Origin of the sequence: Pseudomonas sp. AN3A02, from assembly GCF_011765255.1 — a bacterium.
Lineage (GTDB): Bacteria > Pseudomonadota > Gammaproteobacteria > Pseudomonadales > Pseudomonadaceae > Aquipseudomonas.
Window position 1 is genome coordinate 175,276 of the sequence record NZ_JAARNI010000009.1, and the last position, 21,966, is coordinate 197,241.

Annotated in this window: 18 protein-coding genes, 4 tRNA genes and 1 pseudogene; 3 read left to right on the forward strand and 20 right to left on the reverse strand. The window is 61.4% G+C overall.

Annotated features, from left to right (window positions below):
- Positions 1-49: 49 nt before the first annotated feature.
- A tRNA-Val gene (locus HBJ59_RS25575) sits at positions 50-126 on the reverse strand.
- A 184-nt stretch (positions 127-310) separates the two neighbouring features.
- Here HBJ59_RS25575 and HBJ59_RS25580 point away from each other — a divergent pair.
- Positions 311-1,594: an FAD-binding oxidoreductase gene (locus HBJ59_RS25580; protein WP_017478810.1), complete on the forward strand. Its 1,284-nt coding sequence runs from the start codon at positions 311-313 to the stop codon at positions 1,592-1,594.
- Between the two features lie 164 nt (positions 1,595-1,758).
- Here the strand turns inward: HBJ59_RS25580 and HBJ59_RS25585 are convergent.
- The 17 genes from HBJ59_RS25585 to HBJ59_RS25665 all read right to left on the reverse strand — a co-directional run bounded on the left by HBJ59_RS25585 (position 1,759) and on the right by HBJ59_RS25665 (position 18,694).
- Positions 1,759-1,835: transfer RNA gene (locus HBJ59_RS25585), tRNA-Asp, on the reverse strand.
- Positions 1,836-1,940: 105 nt separating this feature from the next.
- Positions 1,941-2,017, reverse strand: a tRNA-Asp gene (locus tag HBJ59_RS25590).
- A gap of 55 nt (positions 2,018-2,072) precedes the next feature.
- Positions 2,073-2,148: transfer RNA gene (locus HBJ59_RS25595), tRNA-Val, on the reverse strand.
- 107 nt (positions 2,149-2,255) lie between these two features.
- Positions 2,256-3,020, reverse strand: a complete 765-nt coding sequence (locus HBJ59_RS25600) for an SDR family oxidoreductase (protein ID WP_167665168.1) — start codon at positions 3,018-3,020, stop codon at positions 2,256-2,258.
- A gap of 11 nt (positions 3,021-3,031) precedes the next feature.
- The gene (locus HBJ59_RS25605) at positions 3,032-4,243 is read right to left on the reverse strand and encodes an O-succinylhomoserine sulfhydrylase (RefSeq protein WP_167665169.1); all 1,212 of its coding nucleotides are present in this window, start codon (positions 4,241-4,243) and stop codon (positions 3,032-3,034) included.
- Positions 4,244-4,429: 186 nt separating this feature from the next.
- Entirely contained in the window at positions 4,430-5,935 is a 1,506-nt protein-coding gene (gene purF / locus HBJ59_RS25610; protein WP_017478807.1) for an amidophosphoribosyltransferase, read from the reverse strand.
- A 41-nt stretch (positions 5,936-5,976) separates the two neighbouring features.
- Positions 5,977-6,534 carry a CvpA family protein gene (locus tag HBJ59_RS25615; protein ID WP_003212681.1) on the reverse strand — a complete coding sequence of 186 codons (558 nt, stop codon included), beginning with the start codon at positions 6,532-6,534 and terminating at the stop codon, positions 5,977-5,979.
- 260 nt (positions 6,535-6,794) lie between these two features.
- A complete protein-coding gene (locus tag HBJ59_RS25620) occupies positions 6,795-7,466 on the reverse strand; it encodes an SPOR domain-containing protein (protein ID WP_167665170.1) in 672 nt (223 codons plus the stop codon).
- A complete protein-coding gene (folC, locus tag HBJ59_RS25625; protein ID WP_167665171.1) occupies positions 7,450-8,757 on the reverse strand; it encodes a bifunctional tetrahydrofolate synthase/dihydrofolate synthase in 1,308 nt (435 codons plus the stop codon). Before folC ends, HBJ59_RS25620 begins: the two co-directional genes overlap by 17 nt.
- Positions 8,754-9,674, reverse strand: coding sequence for an acetyl-CoA carboxylase, carboxyltransferase subunit beta (accD, locus tag HBJ59_RS25630; protein ID WP_076014699.1), 921 nt, complete (start codon positions 9,672-9,674; stop codon positions 8,754-8,756). Before accD ends, folC begins: the two co-directional genes overlap by 4 nt.
- 243 nt (positions 9,675-9,917) lie before the next feature.
- Complete coding sequence (locus HBJ59_RS25635; RefSeq protein WP_167665172.1) at positions 9,918-10,550, reverse strand: phosphoribosylanthranilate isomerase; 633 nt, start codon at positions 10,548-10,550, stop codon at positions 9,918-9,920.
- A 63-nt stretch (positions 10,551-10,613) separates the two neighbouring features.
- Positions 10,614-11,438 carry a tRNA pseudouridine(38-40) synthase TruA gene (gene truA, locus HBJ59_RS25640; protein ID WP_017478802.1) on the reverse strand — a complete coding sequence of 275 codons (825 nt, stop codon included), beginning with the start codon at positions 11,436-11,438 and terminating at the stop codon, positions 10,614-10,616.
- Between the two features lie 209 nt (positions 11,439-11,647).
- Positions 11,648-14,197, reverse strand: coding sequence for a FimV family protein (locus HBJ59_RS25645; protein WP_167665173.1), 2,550 nt, complete (start codon positions 14,195-14,197; stop codon positions 11,648-11,650).
- Between the two features lie 160 nt (positions 14,198-14,357).
- Entirely contained in the window at positions 14,358-15,368 is a 1,011-nt protein-coding gene (locus tag HBJ59_RS25650; protein ID WP_167665174.1) for an aspartate-semialdehyde dehydrogenase, read from the reverse strand.
- Positions 15,369-15,616: 248 nt separating this feature from the next.
- A complete protein-coding gene (gene asd / locus HBJ59_RS25655; RefSeq protein ID WP_010175747.1) occupies positions 15,617-16,729 on the reverse strand; it encodes an aspartate-semialdehyde dehydrogenase in 1,113 nt (370 codons plus the stop codon).
- A 64-nt stretch (positions 16,730-16,793) separates the two neighbouring features.
- Positions 16,794-17,876 (reverse strand): 3-isopropylmalate dehydrogenase, encoded by a 1,083-nt coding sequence (gene leuB, locus HBJ59_RS25660; RefSeq protein WP_076014703.1) that lies wholly within the window; start codon positions 17,874-17,876, stop codon positions 16,794-16,796.
- Between the two features lie 53 nt (positions 17,877-17,929).
- Entirely contained in the window at positions 17,930-18,694 is a 765-nt protein-coding gene (locus tag HBJ59_RS25665; RefSeq protein ID WP_076014704.1) for a class I SAM-dependent methyltransferase, read from the reverse strand.
- Positions 18,695-18,733: 39 nt separating this feature from the next.
- Between HBJ59_RS25665 and HBJ59_RS31715 the strand changes: the two are divergent.
- A pseudogene (locus tag HBJ59_RS31715) lies at positions 18,734-18,823 on the forward strand (outer membrane lipoprotein carrier protein LolA); the annotation flags it as partial.
- A gap of 2 nt (positions 18,824-18,825) precedes the next feature.
- Here HBJ59_RS31715 and leuD read toward each other — a convergent pair.
- Together leuD and leuC are read right to left on the reverse strand one after the other, a co-directional pair.
- Positions 18,826-19,470, reverse strand: coding sequence for a 3-isopropylmalate dehydratase small subunit (leuD, locus tag HBJ59_RS25670; protein WP_167665175.1), 645 nt, complete (start codon positions 19,468-19,470; stop codon positions 18,826-18,828).
- 10 nt (positions 19,471-19,480) lie between these two features.
- Positions 19,481-20,899 carry a 3-isopropylmalate dehydratase large subunit gene (gene leuC, locus HBJ59_RS25675; RefSeq protein WP_167665176.1) on the reverse strand — a complete coding sequence of 473 codons (1,419 nt, stop codon included), beginning with the start codon at positions 20,897-20,899 and terminating at the stop codon, positions 19,481-19,483.
- Positions 20,900-21,044: 145 nt separating this feature from the next.
- On the opposite strand from leuC, the gene HBJ59_RS25680 reads away from it, so the two are divergent.
- A complete protein-coding gene (locus HBJ59_RS25680) occupies positions 21,045-21,935 on the forward strand; it encodes a LysR family transcriptional regulator (protein WP_076014707.1) in 891 nt (296 codons plus the stop codon).
- Positions 21,936-21,966 lie beyond the last annotated feature (31 nt).

Below are 21,966 nucleotides of genomic sequence, written 5' to 3' on the forward strand. Positions count from 1 at the left end.
CCACCTTTCGGTGAGCCCTTCTAGACCGCCCAGCAGAGCGGATTTTGTTTGGTAGGCGCGATTGGACTCGAACCAACGACCCCCACCATGTCAAGGTGGTGCTCTAACCAACTGAGCTACGTGCCTGCTGTGAGGCGGCATTCTACGGAATTCCCGAGGGGTGTCAACACCTTTTTTGCAGCTAAGCCTATGAATATGCGAATTTTTTATTTGTGGGCGGCACGCCGGTATTTTTTCGGTGGCTGGCAGCGGATTTTCAACTCAGGTAGGATCGGCGCACTCGTAAAAAATATAAAACAGAGGTTCCAGGATGGCGAACACCCCCTACCCCCAGTCGTATTACGCCGCGTCTGCGAATGCGGTACCTCCTCGCCCTGAGCTGCAAGGTGAAGTCGAAACCGATGTGTGTGTGATTGGCGCTGGCTATACCGGGCTTTCCAGCGCGCTGTTCCTGCTGGAGAACGGTTTTCGCGTGACAGTGCTGGAAGCCGCCAAGGTGGGGTTTGGCGCGTCGGGCCGCAACGGTGGGCAGATCGTCAACAGTTACAGCCGTGATATCGATGTGATTGAGCGCAGTGTCGGCCCCAAGCAGGCGCAGTTGCTGGGCGCGATGGCGTTTGAAGGCGGCAAGATCATTCGGGAGCGTGTGGCCAAGTATCAGATCCAGTGCGACTTGAAGGACGGCGGTGTGTTCGCCGCCCTGAACAGCAAGCACATGGGCCACTTGGAGTCGCAGAAGCGCCTGTGGGAGCGTTACGGGCACACCCAACTGGAGTTGCTGGATGAGCGCCGCATTCGCGAAGTGGTCGCCTGTGACAACTATGTAGGCGGCCTGCTGGACATGAGCGGCGGGCACATTCACCCGCTGAACCTGGCGCTGGGCGAAGCGGCGGCGGTGGAATCCCTCGGCGGCACGATCTACGAGCAGTCGGCGGCGATTCGCATTGAGCGCGGCGCCAATCCGGTGGTGCATACAGCCCACGGCAAGGTCAGGGCCAAGTTCATTATTGTCGCGGGCAATGCTTACCTCGGGAACCTGGTACCGGAGCTGGCAGCCAAGTCGATGCCGTGCGGTACGCAGGTCATCACGACCGCGCCACTGGGCGATGAGCTGGCGAAGACGCTGCTGCCGCAGGATTACTGCGTCGAGGACTGTAATTACTTGCTGGACTACTACCGCCTGACCAGCGACAAGCGCCTGATTTTCGGCGGTGGCGTGGTGTATGGCGCGCGAGACCCGGCGAATATCGAAGCGATCATCCGGCCGAAGATGCTCAAGGCGTTCCCGCAGCTCAAGGACGTGAAGATCGACTACGCTTGGACCGGCAATTTCCTGCTGACCCTGTCGCGTCTGCCGCAGGTCGGTCGCCTGGGGGATAACATCTACTATTCCCAGGGCTGTAGCGGCCATGGCGTGACCTACACCCACTTGGCGGGCAAGGTGCTGGCGGAAGCACTGAGAGGCCAGGCTGAGCGTTTTGATGCGTTTGCCGACCTGCCACACTACCCGTTCCCGGGCGGGCAACTGTTGCGCACGCCGTTTGCGGCGCTGGGGGCCTGGTACTACGGGCTGCGGGACAAGCTGGGGTTCTAATCCCGGATCGCAGGGCTGGCTTGCCGGCCCTGCACACCATGCTCCGAGCCAAATCGCAGACACAAAAAACCCCGGTCTTTCGACCAGGGTCTTTGCTATCGATCCAACCAAGCCAGCGGCTTGCTTTGGCGTCTCAGGGCGTTCAGTGTGCCCTGGAACAGATATGGCGCAGCGGACGGGACTCGAACCCGCGACCCCCGGCGTGACAGGCCGGTATTCTAACCGACTGAACTACCGCTGCGTATCGCTCAGACTGCTGAAGTGTCACCTTCAACCGTCTTCAAACATCTGACTGATCAGCCTTGGCTGTTCAATCTCAAATCTGAAACATCAGACCTGGAAAATATGGCGCAGCGGACGGGACTCGAACCCGCGACCCCCGGCGTGACAGGCCGGTATTCTAACCGACTGAACTACCGCTGCGCGTCGGTGCAACCTTTAACGTTGCGTCTTGCCCGAAGGCAAAACTCTCAAGAAGTGGTGGGTGATGACGGGATCGAACCGCCGACCCTCTGCTTGTAAGGCAGATGCTCTCCCAGCTGAGCTAATCACCCTTTGCTTCGTTGAGGCCGCGAAATTTACGCAGGTAGCGGACCTAAGTCAATAGCCTGCTTGAAGTTTTTCTGAAAAAGACAAAATCACTTCAAGACCGTGACCCACCCTACTCGCTGTAAATCATCTTCTTGCTCATGCCACCGTCGACCACGAACTCCTGCCCCGTGACAAACCCGGCATTGCGCGACAGCAACCATGCCACCATCGCCGCCACGTCTTCCACAGTGCCTACCCTGCCCGCCGGGTGCTGGGCGTGATCGGCATCCGTCAGGGGCTCGGCACGGCGTGCAGCCGGGTCACGGGCATCGATCCATCCCGGGCTGACGGCATTGACCCGCACTTCCGGCCCAAGGCTCATGGCCAGCGCATGGGTCAGGGCCAGCAAACCACCCTTGCTCGCCGCGTAAGCCTCCGTATCCGGCTCCGACTGACGGGCCCGGGTCGACGCCAGGTTAACGATGGCACCACCATGGGCCCGCAGATACGGCGCACAGTGCTTGGCCAGCAGCATCGGCCCGCTGAGGTTGACCGCCATTACGCGGTTCCAGTAAGCCAGGTCGAGACTTTCCAGGGTGATGTTGCGTGGATCGGCCACCGCCGCATTGCACACCAGCGCATCCAGGCGCCCGAACTGGCCGAGCACCTCGGCCACGCCCAGGGCAACCTGCCGCTCATCCGCCACGTCCATGGTGATAAACCAGGCGTTGTCGCCCAGCACCTTGGACACCTTGGAACCGCGCTCGCGATCCAGGTCGGTAAGCACCACCTGCCAGCCTTCGCTGATCAGCCAGGCGGCAATCCCCAGGCCGATGCCCCGCGCCGCGCCAGTCACCAATGCGACGCGCCCGTTACTGGGGCCCGCAGCTTCCATGGACCACTCGATCACAGGGCAGCCAACCCACGGGCCAGATCGGCCTGCAAGTCAGTAACGTCTTCCAGGCCCACGGCAACGCGGATCAGGCTGTCGCGGATACCGGCCGCTTCACGCTCCTGCGGCGCCAGACGCCCGTGGGACGTAGTGCTTGGGTGCGTGATGGTGGTCTTGCTGTCACCCAGGTTGGCGGTGATGGAAATCAGGCGGGTTGCATCGATAAAGCGCCACGCGCCCTCTTTGCCGCCCTTGACTTCGAAACTCACCACCGCGCCAAAACCTCGCTGCTGGCGCTGGGCCAACGCGTGTTGCGGGTGGCTCTTAAGGCCGGCGTAGTGGACTTTCTCGATGCCGTCCTGCTGTTCCAGCCACTCGGCCAGGGCCTGGGCGTTGGCGCAATGTGCCTTCATCCGCAGGCTCAGGGTTTCCAGGCCTTTGAGGAAGATCCAGGCATTGAACGGGCTCAGGGTCGGGCCGGCGGTGCGCAAGAAGCCCACCACTTCCTTCATCTGCTCGCTGCGACCGGCAACCACGCCGCCCATGCAACGACCCTGGCCGTCGATGAACTTGGTAGCCGAATGCACAACGATGTCCGCACCCAGCTTCAGCGGCTGTTGCAGCGCCGGGGTGCAGAAACAGTTGTCGACGATCAGCATCGCGCCCTTGGCGTGGGCCACTTCGGACAATGCGGCAATATCCACCAGCTCAGCCAAAGGATTGGACGGCGACTCGACGAACAGCAATTTGGTGTTGACCTTGATGGCCGCATCCCAGCCGGACAGGTCCGCCAACGGCACGTAGTCGACTTCAATGCCAAAGCGCTTGAAGTACTTCTCGAACAGGCTGATGGTGGAACCAAACACGCTGCGCGACACCAAGACGTGATCGCCGGCGCTGCACAGGCTCATGACCACCGCGAGAATCGCGGCCATGCCGGTGGCAGTGGCGACAGCTTGCTCGGCGCCTTCCAGCGCGGCGATACGCTCTTCGAACGCACGTACGGTCGGGTTGGTGTAGCGCGAATACACGTTGCCCGGCACTTCACCGGCAAAACGCGCGGCCGCATCGGCTGCGGTGCGGAACACATAGCTGGAGGTAAAGAACATCGGGTCACCGTGCTCACCTTCCGGGGTGCGGTGCTGGCCGGCGCGCACAGCCAGGGTATCGAAAGCTACGCCATCGAGGTCGCTGTCCAAGCGACCGGCATCCCATTCCTGACTCATGCTCTACTCCTCAACTCGAATGCTTTAACGATTCAAACGCCCCAGGGATAACCTGTAGGAGCGAGCTTGCTCGCGAAGAGCTCAAGGATAACGCGCTCATTCAGAATGCCCGCGTTATCGTTGATGACCTTCGCGAGCAAGCTCGCTCCTACATTATCAGCCACCGGTATCAGGGCCAGTGTCTACTCAGTTGTTGTACAGATCGATGATCGCACTGACCGCCTGGGTCTTGATCTTCGAGGAATCGTTACGGGCCTGCTCGATCTTGTTCAGGTAGGCCTCGTCGACATCGCCGGTGACGTACTTGCCGTCGAACACCGCGCAGTCGAACTCATCAATCTTGATCTTGCCACCACCGACGGCCTCGATCAGGTCCGGCAGGTCCTGGTAGATCAGCCAGTCGGCGCCAATCAGGTCCGCAACGTCCTGGGTTGAACGATTGTGGGCGATCAGTTCGTGGGCGCTCGGCATGTCGATGCCGTACACGTTCGGGTAACGCACGGCAGGCGCGGCAGAACAGAAGTAAACGTTCTTCGCACCGGCTTCACGGGCCATCTGGATGATCTGCTTGCAGGTGGTGCCGCGCACGATAGAGTCATCCACCAGCATCACGTTCTTGCCGCGGAATTCCAGCTCGATCGCATTGAGCTTCTGGCGCACCGACTTCTTGCGAGCGGCCTGGCCGGGCATGATGAAGGTACGGCCGATGTAGCGGTTCTTGACGAAGCCTTCGCGGAACTTCACGCCCAGGTGGTTCGCCAGCTCCAGCGCTGCGGTGCGGCTGGTATCCGGAATCGGGATAACCACGTCGATGTCGTGATCAGGACGCTCGCGCAGGATCTTGTCCGCCAGCTTCTCGCCCATGCGCAGACGCGCCTTGTACACCGAAACACCGTCGATGATCGAATCCGGACGCGCCAGGTAGACGTGTTCGAAGATGCACGGGGTGAGTTTCGGGTTCAGCGCGCACTGACGGGTGTGCAGCTTGCCGTCTTCAGTGATGTAGACCGCTTCGCCTGGCGCCAGGTCGCGGATCAGGGTGAAGCCCAGCACGTCGAGGGACACGCTTTCGGAGGCGATCATGTACTCGACGCCTTCGTCGGTGTGACGCTGGCCGAACACGATTGGACGGATGCCGTGGGGGTCGCGGAAACCGACGATGCCGTAGCCGGTCACCATCGCTACGACGGCATAACCACCGACGCAACGGTTGTGCACGTCAGTCACGGCAGCGAACACGTCTTCTTCGGTCGGCTGCAGCTTGCCGCGCTGGGCCAGCTCGTGAGCGAACACGTTCAGCAGGACTTCGGAGTCCGAGTTGGTGTTGACGTGGCGCAGGTCAGATTCGTAAATCTCCTTGGCCAGCTGTTCAACGTTGGTCAGGTTGCCGTTGTGCGCCAGGGTGATGCCATACGGCGAGTTGACGTAGAACGGCTGGGCTTCGGCCGAGGTCGAGCTGCCCGCTGTCGGGTAGCGCACGTGGCCAATGCCCATGTGCCCGACCAGGCGCTGCATGTGGCGCTGATGGAACACGTCACGCACCAGACCATTGTCCTTGCGCAGGAATAACCGGCCGTCGTGGCTGGTCACAATACCGGCAGCATCCTGGCCGCGGTGCTGGAGGACGGTTAGCGCGTCATACAGCGCCTGATTCACGTTCGACTTACCGACGATACCGACGATGCCACACATGCGACGCAACCCCTACTTAATGAATCTTGACTGAACACAACTTACTGAGGCGTTTTGGCCGGCAAGAGGTGTTCCTTGAACGGAAGATCAGCGGGTACGCTGATCCCGCTGGCCAGCCACTGACTGCTCCACCCCAAAATGAGGTTTTTGGACCAATCTGCAACCAATAGAAATTTTGGCACGAGTACAGACTCCTGCCACCACGAATCCTGCTGTACCGGCCCCAGGCTCAACAGCCCGACCGCCACAACCACCAGCAAGCCGCCACGCGCGGCGCCGAAGGCCATGCCGAGAAATCGATCGGTCCCGGAGAGGCCGGTGACGCGTATCAATTCGCCGATAAGATAATTGACCATTGCCCCCACCAACAATGTGGCGATGAACATGATGGCGCAGCCCGCGATGACGCGAGCCGAAGGTGTTTCGATGTATCCGGCCAGGTAGACGGACAATGAACCGCCGAACATCCAGGCTACAACCCCTGCGATGATCCATGTCAGCAGCGACAACGCTTCTTTAACGAAGCCGCGGCTCAGACTGATCAAAGCGGAGATGGCGACGATTGCAACGATCGCCCAATCAACCCAGGTAAATGGCACAGTTCAGCCTACAGACATATGAGGCGGCGCATTTTAGCAGAGCGTCGGGCTATCGGTAAGCTGTGATTGGCTGTGCATTTGAAATCAATGAGTTATAGGGGAATGGAAACCGGCGTGTCGCGGCACACCCAAAACACCTGTGGGAGCGGGCTTGCTCGCGAAGGCGATGGGCCAGCCAATAAATCTGCTGACTGATTCACCGCCTTCGCGAGCAAGCCCGCTCCCACATTGACCGCATTCCAACTTGAATCCTTGCAGCCTTAGCCTTTTTCGGGCTGGAAGCGAACCACAAAACCCTTGAGTTTTTGCTGGCGATCCAGCGAGTCACGCAGGCGATCCGCCTCGGCGCGCTCGATCAGCGGTCCGACAAATACCCGGTTCTTGCCGTCAGCACTGCGGATATAGGCGTTGTAACCCTGGCTGCGCAGGGTTTTCTGCAACGCTTCGGCGCTTTCGCGATTAGCCAGGCTGGCCAGCTGGATCGACCAACTGATCGGCAGGCCATTCGGATCAATGCGGCTTTGACCGACGTCTGGCTTGCCCGGTGCAGCCGGTTGCGGCGCCACAGGTTTTGGCGCTGGCGCTGGCGCAGCAGGCTTGACCGCGACTGCCGGAGCAGCCGGTGCAGCCGGTGCAGGCTTCACCACCGGCACGCTCGGCTGAATCGGCATCGACGGCGCCTGCTGCGCAGCCACTTCGTCATCGGTCGGCACCGGCTCTTCTTCCGGCAGCGCCTGCGGCTCGGGAACCACCACCGGCTCAACCTGAACCTGAGGCACCGCGGGCGCCTGGGGCGCAGCGGGGGCCTCGACGGTCACCTGGCGCTGCTCGTCCTGGCGGGAAAACAGCATCGGCAGAAAAATCACCGCCAACGCCACCAGAACCAGGGCTCCAACCATTCGCTGCTTGTATGCGCTATCCAGTAATGCCATGTGCAGCTTCCTCCGTGGAGCGCCGGGCCAACCACTCGAGTGCCTCGGCAACACAATAAAATGATCCGAACAACAGAATCTCATCCTCAGGCGTCGCAACCGCACACTGGGCTTCCAGGGCGGCTGTCACGCTTGCATGGGACGTCACCGACGCGCCAAGGTTCTGCAACGCAACCTGCAACTCGACAGCGGGACGACTGCGGGACGTATCCAGCGGTGCAACCGCCCAGGCCTGGATGTCACCCAGCAATGGCGCAACCACACCGTTCAGGTCCTTGTCAGACAGCAACCCGAACACCGCGAGGCGGCGACCGACGGGCGGCGTACGTGCCAGGCGCTTGGCCAGGTATTCGGCGGCGTGAGGGTTATGCCCCACATCCAGCAGCAGGTTCAGGCGCTTGCCCTTCCAGTCGAAGCTGCGCCGATCAAGACGCCCCACCACACGAGTAGCCTGCAACGTAGCGGCAATCTGCTCCGCATGCCAGGGCAAATCCAGCAACAAATAGGCTTGCAGCGCGAGCGCGGCGTTTTCCATTGGCAGGTTCAGCAGCGGCAGGTTGCGCAATTCAACGGTTTGGCCGCGCGCATCGAGCCCGCGCCATTGCCAATGCAGGTCGCCAATCTCGAGATTGAAATCACGTCCACGCAGGAAGAACGGACAGTCCAGCTCGCGCACCTTGTCCAGCAAGGTATGCGGCGGATCCAGGTCACCGCACAGTGCAGGCTTGCCCTGGCGGAAAATCCCGGCCTTTTCATAGGCCACGGACTCACGGGTGTTACCCAGATAGTCGGCGTGGTCGACACCAATGCTGGTGATCAGCGCCAGGTCAGCATCTACCACGTTGACCGTGTCCAGACGCCCGCCCAGGCCGACTTCCAGCACCACCACATCGAGTTGCGCACGCTCGAACAGCCAGAACGCCGCCAGGGTGCCCATCTCGAAATAAGTCAGGGAAGTCTCGCCACGCCCGGCATCGAGTGCGGCGAAGGCATCGCAGAGTTGCTCGTCAGTGGCTTCGACGCCATTGAGTTGCACCCGCTCGTTGTAGCGCAGCAGGTGCGGCGAGCTGTACACGCCGACCTTCAGGCCCTGGGCTTGTAGCAAGGCCGCGACAAAGGCGCAGGTAGAGCCCTTGCCGTTGGTGCCGGTCACCGTGATCACGCGCGGCGCCGGCCGGCCCAACCCGAGGCGGGCCGCTACCTGTTGCGAGCGCTCCAGGCCCATGTCGATGGCTGACGGATGCAACTGCTCAAGGTAGGCGAGCCATTCGCCCAGGGTACGTTGGGTCATATGTTTGCAGGCACCGGCGGCACGATGATCGGCTCGATTTTAGGCGCGACGTACACAGGCGTCGGCAGGCCCATCATCTGGGCCAGCAGGTTGCCCAGGCGTGGACGCAGCTCGGAACGGGCAATGATCATGTCGATCGCGCCGTGCTCCAGCAGGAACTCGCTGCGCTGGAAACCTTCCGGCAGTTTTTCGCGAACGGTTTGCTCGATAACACGTGGGCCGGCGAAACCGATCAGGGCTTTTGGCTCACCGACGATCACGTCACCCAGCATGGCCAGGCTGGCGGAAACGCCGCCGTAGACCGGGTCGGTCAGCACGGAGATGAACGGAATACCTTCTTCACGCAGACGCGCCAGTACCGCGGAGGTCTTGGCCATTTGCATCAGGGAGATCAGCGCTTCCTGCATCCGCGCGCCGCCGGAGGCTGCGAAGCAGATCATCGGGCAGCGGTTTTCCAGGGCGTAGTTGGCGGCACGTACAAAACGCTCACCGACGATGGCGCCCATGGAACCACCCATGAAGGAGAATTCGAAGGCCGAAACCACCACGGGCATGCCCAGCAGCTTGCCGCTGACGGAAATCAGCGCGTCCTTCTCACCGGTCTGCTTCTGGGCAGCGGTCAGGCGGTCTTTGTACTTCTTGCCGTCGCGGAATTTCAGACGGTCAACCGGCTCCAGGTCAGCGCCCAGTTCAGCGCGACCATCGGCGTCGAGGAAGATATCAATGCGGGCGCGGGCGCCGATACGCATGTGGTGGTTGCACTTGGGGCAAACGTCCAGGGTCTTTTCCAGCTCCGGGCGATACAACACCGCGTCGCAGGATGGGCACTTGTGCCAAAGACCTTCAGGAACCGAGCTTTTCTTCACCTCGGAACGCATGATCGAGGGGATCAGTTTGTCTACTAACCAGTTGCTCATGCTTTCTTTCTCCAGTACCGGTGGCTTGAACACAGCCCCGCGTATGCCCTTGAGCTAAATTCATATGTGGCGATGACACAAACTGGACGGGGTCAGACGTTCGACCTGCCATTTCCTGCCTGTGCCCTCAGCCTTCCAGACAACCTGCAGTGCAGGGTTGCCACTTCATTTCCGGGCCTCCCACAGGCGGCGCCGGGCTGTTTTACACAGTGGTAGTTATGGACGGCGGCAGACTGCCAGCCGTCACATCGTGCCACTGCTGTCGCGCACGGCCTGCATGAATGCGCGAATCTTTGCGTGATCCTTGATGCCTTTGGCCTGCTCTACCCCACCGCTGACGTCAACGGCGTAAGGGCGAACCTGCTGGATGGCGCTGGCGACATTGCCCGGATTCAGGCCGCCCGCCAGGATAATCGGCTTGCTCAGGCCTTCGGGAATCAGCGTCCAGTCAAACGCCTCACCGGTGCCACCGGGAACACCTTCGACGTAGGTGTCGAGAAGAATCCCGCGCGCCCCGGTGTAGGCAGCGCATGCCGCAGCGATATCGTCGCCGGCCTTGACCCGCAACGCCTTGATATACGGGCGCTGATAGCTCTCGCACTCATCAGGGCTTTCGTCGCCATGGAACTGCAGCATGTCCAGCTGCACCGCATCGAGGGTTTCATTCAGCTCGCAACGGCTGGCGTTGACGAACAATCCAACGGTGGTCACGAACGGCGGTAACGCGACAATGATCGCCCGCGCCTGCAACACATTCACCGCCCGCGGGCTTTTGGCATAAAACACGAAACCGATGGCATCGGCCCCCGCCTCGACCGCCGCCAACGCGTCTTCTATGCGGGTAATCCCGCAAATCTTGCTGCGAACGGCAGACATGTCGATTAAACCTCAGGGCGTGTCCGAGAAAGTCCCGGATGGTAACAAATGCTTTTGAGGGAGTCAGCCGCCAAGTTCGCTGAAACCTGTGAGGAAGTGTGGCCCGATGAACCGCTGCGGCAACTCAAACTCGTCGCGGTACTCCACATCCACCAGGTACAGGCCGAACGGATGCGCCGTGACGCCGCCGGTGCGACGAATCCGGCTTTCCAGCACTTCCTTGGCCCACTCCACCGGACGCTCGCCGGTACCGATGGTCATCAGCACCCCGGCGATATTGCGCACCATATGGTGCAGGAAGGCACCGGCGCGAATATCCAGCACGATCATCTTGCCGTGGCGCGTCACCCGCAGATGATGGACTTCCTTGATCGGCGACTTGGCTTGGCACTGGCCGGCACGAAACGCGCTGAAATCGTGGATACCCACCAGATGCTGGGCGGCCTCAGCCATGCGCTCGGCGTCCAGGGGGCGGTGGTTCCAGGTAATTTCTTCGTTGAGATGGGCCGGACGGATCTGATCGTTGTAGATCACATAGCGATAACGCCGGGCAATGGCCTTGAAGCGCGCATGAAAATCCGCCGGCATCACCTTGGCCCAACTGACGCTGACGTCGTGGGGCAAGTTGATATTGGCGCCCATCACCCACGCCTTCATCGAGCGCTCGGCCTGGGTATCGAAGTGCACCACTTGCCCGCAGGCATGCACGCCGGCGTCGGTACGCCCGGCACACATCAGCGACACCGGTGAGTCGGCGACTTTCGACAGGGCCTTCTCCAGGGTTTCCTGCACCGTCGGCACGCCGGAGGCCTGGCGCTGCCAGCCGCGATAGCGTGAGCCTTTGTATTCCACGCCCAGGGCGATTCTGAAAAAGCCTGCGGCCGCCATTTCGGCGGCCGCGTTATCTATATTTGCCAAGAACTGAGAGCCTGATGAGTTGCGCAAAGGCGGCCATTATAAGGCCGTGCGCCGAGCTTGGGGCTTTTTGTAGGAGCGAGCTTGCTCGCGAAGGTCGTTAACGATAACGCGCCCATCCTGGATGAACGCGGTGCCTGGGAGTTCTTCGCGAGCAAGCTCGCTCCTACAGGGGGAAGGGATCAAGCCAGCCGGCTGAGCATTTCCTTGGCTTCGCCTTTTTGACCGTCGTCGCCTTCCTTAAGCACTTCGCCAAGAATGTCCCGCGCGCCATCGGCATCGCCCATGTCGATGTAGGCCTGGGCCAGGTCAAGCTTGGTCGCCACTTCATCAGTGCCGGAGAGGAAGTCGAATTCCGGCTCATCGCCACCCAATGCTGCGTCTGCCTCGGTGAAGGACGGCTCGATGGGCGGATGCTCCAGGCTTTGCGACAGGCGATCCAGCTCGGCGTTGACGTCGTCAAGTTCCGAGGCGAATGCATCCGGCTTGGCCGCGGCAGGTGCCTCGGGTTCGTCGGCCAGGGACAGGTCGAAATCTTCCGGCAGCTCGAGGTCGTCCAGGTCGGCTGGTGTCAGGGTCGGCGGCTCTACCGGTGGCTGGCCCTTCATCTGGTCTTCGAGACCGGAGAGGAACTCGTCGTCGGACTGGGTCGACGATGGCGGGTCGAGCTGCAGGTCCAGGTCGAAGTCCGAGATGTCTTCCTCGCTGGCCTTGGCCTCGGTCTGCTGTTGCAGCACCGACTCAAAGCTCAGGTCGTCCGACGCTGGCTTGACCACGGCCGGGGAAGCGGCTTCCAGATCGTCCAGGCTCAGGTCGAAGTCGGTGTCAAACGCGTCAGGTTCCGGCGCAGGAGCAGGCGGCGCGGGTTCGTCCTTGAGCAGGTCCTTGACGTATTGGGCGTCGAGGGCGGCCGCAGCAACGGCAGCGCTGACGCCAGCCGCGAGCACGGCCATGGCCGGGAAGCGACTTTTCAGCTGTTCAACCTGGGCATGGTTGTCACCATTGGCGACCAATTGGCGCTCCTGGGTGACAAACCCTTCCTTGTTGCCCTGCAAACCGTGGACTTCCATCAGCTTGAGGCGCAGGTCGCTGCGGGCAGGCTCTTGCTTGATCGCATCTTCCAGTACTTCAGCGGCCTGGTTCAGGTGGCCACGGTCGATGTGCGACTGGGCTTGAGCCAGGGCGTCGGCCGGGCGCTCAGCAGCAACAGGAGCGACAACCGGTGCAATCACCGGAGCAACCACTGCTGCCGGAGCTGGAGCTGGAGCCAGCTTGACGTTCGGCGGCGGCACATCAAGGCCTTCGAAACTGTCGGATGGCAGATCGTGATCAATGTTCGGCGCAAATTCCGGCTCTTCAGCCAGGGCCCGCGCCATGCGCAGGTGCTTTTCTTCTTCAAGGCGTGCATTGCGATGACGCGCCCACAACAGCAGAAGCAACAGCACCAGCAAACCCGCCGCGCCGCCGATCACGCCGAGCACAATCGGGTTGGTCAGCAGGTCGTTGAATTTACCTTCGGTGGTAGCAGGCACCGCGTCAGCCTTGATCGGCGTCTCGACCGGCGCAGCCGCGGGGGTTGCCGCCGGGGTTGCCGCAACCGGCGCGGCCGGTTGTGCAGCCACTTCAGCCGGCATCGCGGCCGTGGCAGCAGGCTGCGCCGCAGCGCCACCTGGGGTCTGCAGCTTGGCCAATTGATTGTTCTTGAGCTCGATCAGCCGCTGCAGTTTGTCCAGCTGACTTTGCAGGTCAGCCATGCGGCTTTTCAGTTCTTCATTCTCGCGACGGGTCGAATCCAGGCTTTCCTGGGTCACCGCCAGCTTGTTGTTCAAGGCCCGGCTATCACCAGCCCCGCCCTTCACGCCTTTCTTGGCGGCTTCGGCGGAAACCAGGCTCAAGTTGTCCTTGGTATTGGTCTGCGCAGGTGCGTTACCGGCCTGGGTACGCTTGGTGGCGTCGAGTTGCGCCTTGCCGGCGGGCTGATTGGCGCCGCGACGCCCCTCGCGCCACGCCGCATTTTGCGCAGTCACTTCAGCAACCGCCTGGGGCTGCGGCAGGCTGGTGCTTTGCCCAGAATCTGGCAGGCGCAGGACATGGCCGGTTTTCATGCGGTTGATGTTGCCGCCGACAAAGGCATCAGGGTTCAGTGCCTGAATGGCCAGCATGGTTTGCTGCACCGAGGCGCCGTTACGGTTCTTCGCGGCGATTTCCCACAAGGTGTCGTGGGAAGTTGTGGTGAGTTCCTTGGGCTTGGTGACTGGCGGAGCCGACGTCACAGGCGACGTCAGGCGCGGTGCAGGTGCAGGCGCGCCGGCCGTCGGGGTCGACTGGTCGAACTTGGCCGGGTCCAGCAACACGCTGTAGTCGCGCATCAGGCGGCCGTTGGGCCATTGCACCTGCAACAGGAAACGCACATAGGAATCAGGCAACGGCTGGCTGGAGGTGACACGCACCACACTGCGGCCGTTCGGGTTGACCACCGGGGTGAAGGTCAGGTCATTCAGGAAAGCCTGGCGATCAACGCCCGCATCCACGAAGGCCTGGGACGAAGCGAGGCTGGGGGTGATCTCGGAGGCGGTCAGGCCACCGACGTCGAGCAGCTCGATCTCCACCGACAGCGGCTGGTTCAGCTTCGACTTGAGAGTCATCTCCCCAAGTTGCAGTGCTTGCGCCATACCGGAGGACAGCGCCGAGGCGGCCGCTATTGCTAACACCAGTTTGCGAACTTGAACCATAGCCTCATCCTTTTTGAACACTCCCCGGCCTGCGAGAAGGGTGGTAACCGCTGCCATAAGGCATGGCGAGCCGATAGGTCACCGACGCGCAATCTTTCCAGCTTGGGGCCAAGCATAGCGCTTGGCTAGAATCAATCTACAAATTGCCGCCAAGTATCTTTTACACAAGGCCTTTTATCAACAACTGCGCCAGCTGTACGGCGTTAAGTGCGGCGCCTTTGCGTACGTTATCTGACGTCAGCCACACATTTAGTTCCGCCGGGTCATCGACACCGGCACGCACCCGGCCAACGTAGACCACGTCCTGACCGACCGCATCGCCAACCGCCGTGGGGTAATCGCCCTCTTCCACCCGCTCGACACCCGGCGCCGAGTCCAGGGCAAGGTTGACGGCGGCAAGATCGACCGCTGCCCCCAATTGCAGTGACACAGTCAGGCTATCGCCAAAAAACACCGGGGCTTGAACGCAGGTTGCGGAAATCTTTAGCAAAGGCATTTCCAGCACGGCGCGCAATTCGTGCACCAGGCGCTTTTCCAGGGCAGTGTGGCCTTGGGCGTCAGGCTTGCCGACCTGGGCCAGCAGGTTGAAGGCCATCTGCCGATCGAAAAATTTTGGCTCCAACGGGCGCACGTTCAGCAACTCGGCGGTCTGCCGGGCGAGTTCGGCGACCGCTTCACGGCCCTGGGCGGAAACAGCGAGATTGGCCGTGACGCTGACGCGCTGGATATCCAGCAAACCGCGCAGTGGCGCCAGCACCACGGCCAGGGCGGTGGCCGATGGGCTTGGGCTGCTGACCTGATACGGCTTTTTCAGGCCATCCAGGACGTGGGCATTGGCTTCCGGAACCACTTGCGGCGCCTGATCGGCCGGCAAGGCGCCGGACAGGTCGATCAGCGTGCAGCCAGCGGCGGTGGCGCGCGGGGCAAAACTCAAGGTGACCGCAGGGCCGGCGGCGAAGAACACCAGTTGGACTTTGCTGAAATCAAATTCGTCGACTTCCCGTACCCGCACGTTCTTGCCCCGAAACGGCACCGAATGCCCGGCCGACTCGCTGCTGGCCAACAGGTGGAGGTTGCCTACCGGGAAGTCCTGCTCTTCGAGGATCTGCACCAGGGTTTCGCCAACGGTGCCGGTGGCGCCGATCACGGCAATATCAAAGGTCTGGGTCATGGGGGCTGCCTCGGGCATTGCGGGGGGAGCGGCACTTTACCGGGTGGTTGGGGGTGAGGCAATTAACCTGGGGGTTGTGGTGTGGCTGATGGCCTCTTCGCGAGCAAGCCCGCTCCCACATTTGATCGCATTTCAACTGAAGAAACTCGGTCGAATGTGGGAGCGGGCTTGCTCGCGAAGAGGCCCGAGCGCGCAATAAAAAACCCGCGCCTGTCACCAGAGCGCGGGTTTCCAATTACCAGCAGCGATTACCGCTCCAGCAAGATCCGCAGCATGCGACGCAACGGCTCAGCCGCGCCCCACAGCAGTTGGTCGCCGACGGTGAACGCGCCCAGGTACTGAGTCCCCATGTTCAGCTTGCGCAGACGGCCAACCGGCACATTCAGGGTACCGGTCACCTTGTTCGGGCTCAGTTCCTGGATGCTGATATCGCGGTTGTTCGGCACCAGCTTGACCCAAGGGTTGTGCTGGCTGATCAGCCCTTCGATATCGGCGATCGGTACGTCTTTGTTCAGCTTGATGGTCAGCGCCTGGCTGTGGCAACGCATGGCGCCGATGCGCACGCAGATACCGTCCACCGGGATCGGGCTCTTGAAGCGACCAAGGATCTTGTTGGTCTCGGCCTGGGCCTTCCACTCTTCACGGCTCTGGCCGTTAGGCAGTTCCTTGTCGATCCACGGGATCAGGCTACCGGCCAAGGGCACACCGAAGTTTTCGGTCGGGTAGGCTTCACTGCGCATGGCTTCAGCCACACGGCGGTCGATGTCGAGGATCGCGCTGGCCGGGTCAGCCAGTTGATCGGCGACCGCAGCGTGAGTCGCGCCCATTTGCTTGATCAGTTCACGCATGTTCTGCGCGCCGGCACCGGAGGCCGCCTGATAGGTCATGGCGCTCATCCACTCCACCAGGCCGGCTTCGAACAAGCCGCCCAGGCCCATCAGCATCAGGCTGACGGTGCAGTTGCCGCCGATGTAGTTCTTGGTGCCTGCGTCCAGTTGCTGGTCGATCACCTTGCGGTTGACCGGGTCCAGGACGATGACCGCGTCATCCTGCATGCGCAGGCTGGAAGCGGCGTCGATCCAGTAGCCCTGCCAGCCGGCTTCGCGCAGCTTGGGGAAGACTTCGCTGGTGTAGTCGCCACCCTGGCAGGTCAGAATGACGTCGAGGGTCTTCAGTTCTTCAATGTTATAGGCGTCCTTGAGCGGAGCAATGTCCTTGCCCACAGACGGCCCTTGACCACCTACATTGGAAGTGGTGAAAAACACCGGCTCAATCAGATCGAAATCCTGCTCTTCCAGCATCCGCTGCATGAGCACGGAACCGACCATACCGCGCCAACCGATCAGACCTACACGTTTCATCGCAACTACACCTTGTTCAAAAGTGGGCCGCCTTGCAGCAACATCTGCAAGCGGGCCCGAGAGATTACAGATTCCGCAGCGCGGCGACTACTGCGTCGCCCATTTCTTGCGTACCGACCTTGGTGCAACCCTGGGACCAGATGTCACCGGTGCGCAGGCCTTGGTCCAGCACCAGGCTCACAGCCTTCTCGATGGCATCCGCCGCGTCGGTCAGGTTGAAGCTGTAACGCAGCATCATCGACACCGACAAAATGGTCGCCAACGGGTTGGCAATGCCCTGCCCGGCGATGTCCGGCGCCGAACCGTGGCACGGCTCGTACATGCCTTTGTTGTTGGCATCCAGGGATGCCGACGGCAGCATGCCGATGGAACCGGTGAGCATCGAGGCCTGGTCGGACAGGATGTCGCCAAACAGGTTGTCGGTGACGATCACGTCGAATTGCTTGGGTGCACGCACCAGTTGCATGGCGGCGTTGTCGACGTACATGTGGCTCAGCTCGACGTCCGGGTAGTCCTTGGCGACTTCCTCGACGATTTCACGCCACAGCTGGCTGGACGCCAATACGTTGGCCTTGTCCACCGAGCAGACCTTCTTGCCACGCACACGGGCCATGTCGAAACCGACACGGGCGATACGGCGGATTTCACTCTCGCTGTACGGCAGGGTGTCGTAGGCCTGACGCTCGCCATTCTCCAACTCGCGCACGCCCCGTGGCGAGCCGAAGTAGATACCGCCGGTCAGTTCGCGGACGATCAGGATGTCCAGGCCCGCGACGATTTCCGGCTTCAGGCTGGAAGCGTCCGCCAGTTGCGGGTAAAGGATCGCCGGGCGCAGGTTGCCGAACAGGCCCAGTTGCGCACGGATCTTCAGCAGGCCGCGCTCCGGGCGGATGTCACGTTCGATCTTGTCCCATTTCGGGCCACCCACGGCACCCAACAGCACGGCGTCGGCTGCGCGCGCACGGTCCAGGGTCTCGTCGGCCAGGGGCACGCCGTGCTTGTCGATGGCCGCGCCGCCGATCACGTCGTGGCTCAGTTCGAAGCCCAGGCTGTACTTGGTGTTGGCCACTTCCAGGACCTTGACCGCTTCGGCCATGATTTCCGGACCAATGCCGTCGCCAGGGAGAATCAGAATCTGCTTGCTCATGGGTTCCTCATTTCATCAAGCGACCCGCCCGTGGGCAGGTCGGGAAAAATTAATCAGCGTTCGGCCCACACCACCAGCACGTCGGTGCTGAAGGTGCCGTCGGCTTGAATCTCGAAATAATCGCGCACTTCCTGGCCCATCGCCTTTTGCAGCTCCAGAATCGCGGCGCGCAATACCTCTGGGGTGCGCATGCGCTCAACCCACGAGGTGTATTCCAGGCGCAGGCGCTGGCGGCTGCTGTTGCGTACATGCAAACCGGCTTCGCTGAGCTGGTGCATCCACTCGCCGGCGGAATAATCGCGCACATGACTGGTGTCGCGCAGCACTTCCACGGTTTGCAGGTAAGTGTCCAACAGCGGGCTGCCCGGTGACAAGACGTCCACAAAAGCGGCCACGCCACCCGGCTTGAGCACCCGGCGCACTTCACGCAGGGCCAGGCCGAGGTCGCTCCAGTGGTGGGCCGAATAGCGGCTGAACACAAAGTCGAACTCGCCATCGGCAAACGGCAGGCGCTCGGCGGCGCCGTGCACGGTGCGGATGTTGTCCAGGCCACGGTCCACCGCAGCAGCCGCGACCACCTCGAGCATTTGCTGGGACAGGTCGTACGCCACCACTTCTTTAACCAACGGTGCAACGTTGAAACTCACATGGCCAGCGCCGCAACCCAGGTCCAGCAGTCGCGCAGCGCCCTGCCCGGCCAGTTCGGCCTGGAGTAGCGCGAATTCGGTGCCTTGAGCGTGAACTGCGCTGCTCAGGTAGGCCGAGGCCTGTTCGCCGAATTGTTTTTGCACGACTTGGGTGTGGGCGGTGCTGGTCATGGGAAGCTCCTCGTTGTTGTGCTTTTTGTAGGAGCGAGCTTGCTCGCGAAGGTCGCCAACGATGACGCTGGGCATCTGACACCCCGTGGCGATCTCAGGTTTTTCGCGAGCAAGCTCGCTCCTACAGTGGGTTACGCGTCGCGAAACAACCAAGGCTGGCTCGCCCGGTGCTTGGTTTCAAACGCTGCAATCGCATCACCGTCCTGCAAGGTCAGGCCGATGTCGTCCAGGCCATTGATCAGGCAGTCCTTGCGGAAGGCGTCCACTTCAAAGTGATACACCTTGCCGTCAGGACGGGTCACGGTCTGAGCCGCCAGGTCGACGGTCAACTGGTAGCCCACATTGGCTTCCACTTGCTGGAACAACTCATCTACTTCGGCATCGCTCAAGATGATCGGCAACAAGCCGTTCTTGAAGCTGTTGTTGAAGAAGATGTCGGCGTAGCTCGGCGCGATGATGCTGCGAAAGCCATATTCTTCCAGGGCCCACGGCGCGTGTTCACGGCTGGAGCCGCAACCGAAGTTTTCCCGGGCCAGCAACACGCTGGCACCCTGGTAACGCTCGGCGTTGAGCACAAAATCCTTGTTCAACGGGCGCTTGGAGTTGTCCTGGTAGGCGTAGCCCACGTCCAGGTAGCGCCACTCGTCGAACAGGTTCGGGCCAAAACCGGTGCGCTTGATCGACTTCAAGAACTGCTTGGGAATGATCTGGTCGGTGTCCACGTTGGCACGGTCCAACGGCGCGACTAAACCGGTGTGTTGGGTAAAAGCTCTCATCGGGTATTCCTCAGATCAATTCGCGAACGTCGATGAAACGACCGTTGACGGCAGCCGCAGCAGCCATGGCCGGGCTAACGAGGTGGGTACGGCCACCGGCGCCCTGACGCCCTTCGAAGTTACGGTTGGAGGTGGACGCGCAATGCTCGCCTGACTCCAAACGGTCCGGGTTCATTGCCAGGCACATCGAGCAGCCCGGCTCGCGCCATTCAAAACCGGCTTCGAGGAAGATCTTGTCGAGGCCTTCGGCTTCAGCCTGGGCCTTAACCAGACCCGAACCTGGCACCACGATCGCCTGCTTGATGGTCGAGGCGACTTTGCGGCCCTTGGCGATCACCGCCGCAGCGCGCAAGTCTTCGATCCGCGAGTTGGTGCAGGAGCCGATAAACACGCGATCCAACTGAATGTCGGTGATCGCCTGGTTGGCTTTCAAGCCCATGTACTTCAAGGCGCGCTCGATGGAGCCGCGTTTGACCAGGTCGGTTTCCTTGGTCGGGTCCGGCACGTTCTGATCAACGGCCAACACCATTTCCGGCGAAGTGCCCCAGCTGACTTGCGGCTTGATCTGCGCGGCGTCGAGGGTAACCACGGTGTCGAACACCGCGTCGGCATCGGACACCAGGTCTTTCCAGGCTTCGACAGCGGCGTCCCAATCGGCACCGCTCGGTGCGAATGGGCGACCCTTGACGTAGGCAATGGTCTTTTCGTCCGCCGCCACCATGCCCACACGGGCACCGGCTTCGATGGACATGTTGCAGATGGTCATGCGGCCTTCGATGGACAGGTCGCGAATCGCGCTGCCGGCGAATTCGATGGCGTGGCCGTTACCGCCGGCGGTGCCGATCTTGCCGATCACCGCCAGGACGATGTCTTTGGCAGTGACGCCGAAAGGCAACTCACCTTCCACCGACACCAGCATGTTCTTCATTTTCTTGGCAACCAGGCACTGGGTGGCGAATACGTGCTCCACCTCGGAAGTGCCGATGCCGTGCGCCAACGCGCCAAACGCCCCGTGGGTGGAGGTGTGGGAGTCGCCGCAGACCACGGTCATGCCGGGCAAGGTGGCGCCCTGCTCCGGGCCGATCACGTGAACGATGCCTTGACGCACGTCATTCATCTTGAATTCGGTGATGCCATATTCGTCGCAGTAATCATCGAGGGTCTGCACCTGGAGGCGCGACACGGTGTCGACGATAGCTTCGATCCCGCCTTTACGCTCCGGGGTGGTCGGCACGTTGTGGTCCGGGGTGGCGATGATCGAGTCGACGCGCCAAGGCTTGCGCCCGGCCAGTCGCAGGCCTTCGAACGCTTGAGGCGAGGTCACTTCATGGATGATGTGACGGTCGATGTAGATCAGCGACGACCCATCATCGCGCCGTTTCACTTCATGGGAATCCCAAAGCTTGTCGTAAAGCGTTTTGCCGGCCATCACGCGGTCCTCATCAGGTGTTTCTATGCCCCGGGCCTTGAACGATTCAATAACCCTTTGGCTTGTGAGGCTGATGGTATGGCGCTACATTAAATAACTCAAATTCATATTTTTTATGCTTTGGATTACCAACTGGAATAGCACAATGGACCTGGCCAACCTCAATGCCTTTATTGCCATCGCCGAGACTGGCAGCTTCTCCGGTGCCGGCGAACGCCTGCACCTGACCCAACCCGCCATCAGCAAGCGCATCGCCGGCCTGGAGCAGCAATTAAAGGTGCGTCTGTTCGACCGGCTGGGGCGTGAAGTCGGCCTTACCGAAGCCGGGAGAGCGTTACTGCCGCGGGCTTATCAGATTCTCAACGTGCTGGACGACACCCGCCGCGCCCTGACCAACCTCACCGGCGAAGTCAGCGGGCGCCTGACACTGGCCACCAGCCATCACATCGGCCTGCATCGCCTGCCGCCCGTACTGCGAACGTTTACCCGGGAATACCCGAACGTCGCCCTGGATATTCAGTTTCTCGATTCAGAAGTGGCCTACGAAGAAATCCTCCATGGCCGCGCCGAAGTGGCGGTCATCACCCTCGCGCCGGAGCCCCACACACTGGTGCGCGCCACCCCGGTGTGGGACGACCCGCTGGATTTCGTGGTGGCACCGGAACACAGCCTGATCAGCAATGGCAACGTCAACCTGGCGGACATCGCCCGGCACCCGGCGGTGTTTCCCGGCGGCAACACCTTTACCCACCATATCGTGCAGCGGCTGTTCGAGGCCCAGGGCCTGACGCCGAATATCGCCATGAGCACCAACTACCTGGAAACCATCAAGATGATGGTCTCCATTGGCCTGGCCTGGAGCGTGTTGCCGCGCACGATGCTCGATGATCAGGTGGCACGCATCGCTTTGCCGGGCATACAGCTCAGTCGCCAGCTAGGCTATATCGTGCACACCGAAAGGACGCTGTCGAACGCTGCGCGGGCTTTCATGAGCCTATTGGATGCACAGGTCGATCTGCCAGGGAATCAGGCATGAATCGCTGTGGCCCGTAGACCATGAACCCGCG

Bases quoted from the DNA above. Each gene is read 5' to 3' on its own strand.
- HBJ59_RS25580 (WP_017478810.1), top strand. From the start codon at position 311: ATGGCGAACACCCCCTACCCCCAGTCGTATTACGCCGCGTCTGCGAAT.
- HBJ59_RS25600 (WP_167665168.1), bottom strand. From the start codon at position 3,020: ATGGAAGCTGCGGGCCCCAGTAACGGGCGCGTCGCATTGGTGACTGGC.
- HBJ59_RS25605 (WP_167665169.1), bottom strand. From the start codon at position 4,243: ATGAGTCAGGAATGGGATGCCGGTCGCTTGGACAGCGACCTCGATGGC.
- purF (WP_017478807.1), bottom strand. From the start codon at position 5,935: ATGTGTGGCATCGTCGGTATCGTCGGTAAGTCGAACGTGAATCAGGCG.
- HBJ59_RS25620 (WP_167665170.1), bottom strand. From the start codon at position 7,466: ATGGCATTACTGGATAGCGCATACAAGCAGCGAATGGTTGGAGCCCTG.
- folC (WP_167665171.1), bottom strand. From the start codon at position 8,757: ATGACCCAACGTACCCTGGGCGAATGGCTCGCCTACCTTGAGCAGTTG.
- accD (WP_076014699.1), bottom strand. From the start codon at position 9,674: ATGAGCAACTGGTTAGTAGACAAACTGATCCCCTCGATCATGCGTTCC.
- HBJ59_RS25635 (WP_167665172.1), bottom strand. From the start codon at position 10,550: ATGTCTGCCGTTCGCAGCAAGATTTGCGGGATTACCCGCATAGAAGAC.
- truA (WP_017478802.1), bottom strand. From the start codon at position 11,438: ATGGCGGCCGCAGGCTTTTTCAGAATCGCCCTGGGCGTGGAATACAAA.
- HBJ59_RS25645 (WP_167665173.1), bottom strand. From the start codon at position 14,197: ATGGTTCAAGTTCGCAAACTGGTGTTAGCAATAGCGGCCGCCTCGGCG.
- HBJ59_RS25650 (WP_167665174.1), bottom strand. From the start codon at position 15,368: ATGACCCAGACCTTTGATATTGCCGTGATCGGCGCCACCGGCACCGTT.
- asd (WP_010175747.1), bottom strand. From the start codon at position 16,729: ATGAAACGTGTAGGTCTGATCGGTTGGCGCGGTATGGTCGGTTCCGTG.
- leuB (WP_076014703.1), bottom strand. From the start codon at position 17,876: ATGAGCAAGCAGATTCTGATTCTCCCTGGCGACGGCATTGGTCCGGAA.
- HBJ59_RS25665 (WP_076014704.1), bottom strand. From the start codon at position 18,694: ATGACCAGCACCGCCCACACCCAAGTCGTGCAAAAACAATTCGGCGAA.
- leuD (WP_167665175.1), bottom strand. From the start codon at position 19,470: ATGAGAGCTTTTACCCAACACACCGGTTTAGTCGCGCCGTTGGACCGT.
- leuC (WP_167665176.1), bottom strand. From the start codon at position 20,899: ATGGCCGGCAAAACGCTTTACGACAAGCTTTGGGATTCCCATGAAGTG.
- HBJ59_RS25680 (WP_076014707.1), top strand. From the start codon at position 21,045: ATGGACCTGGCCAACCTCAATGCCTTTATTGCCATCGCCGAGACTGGC.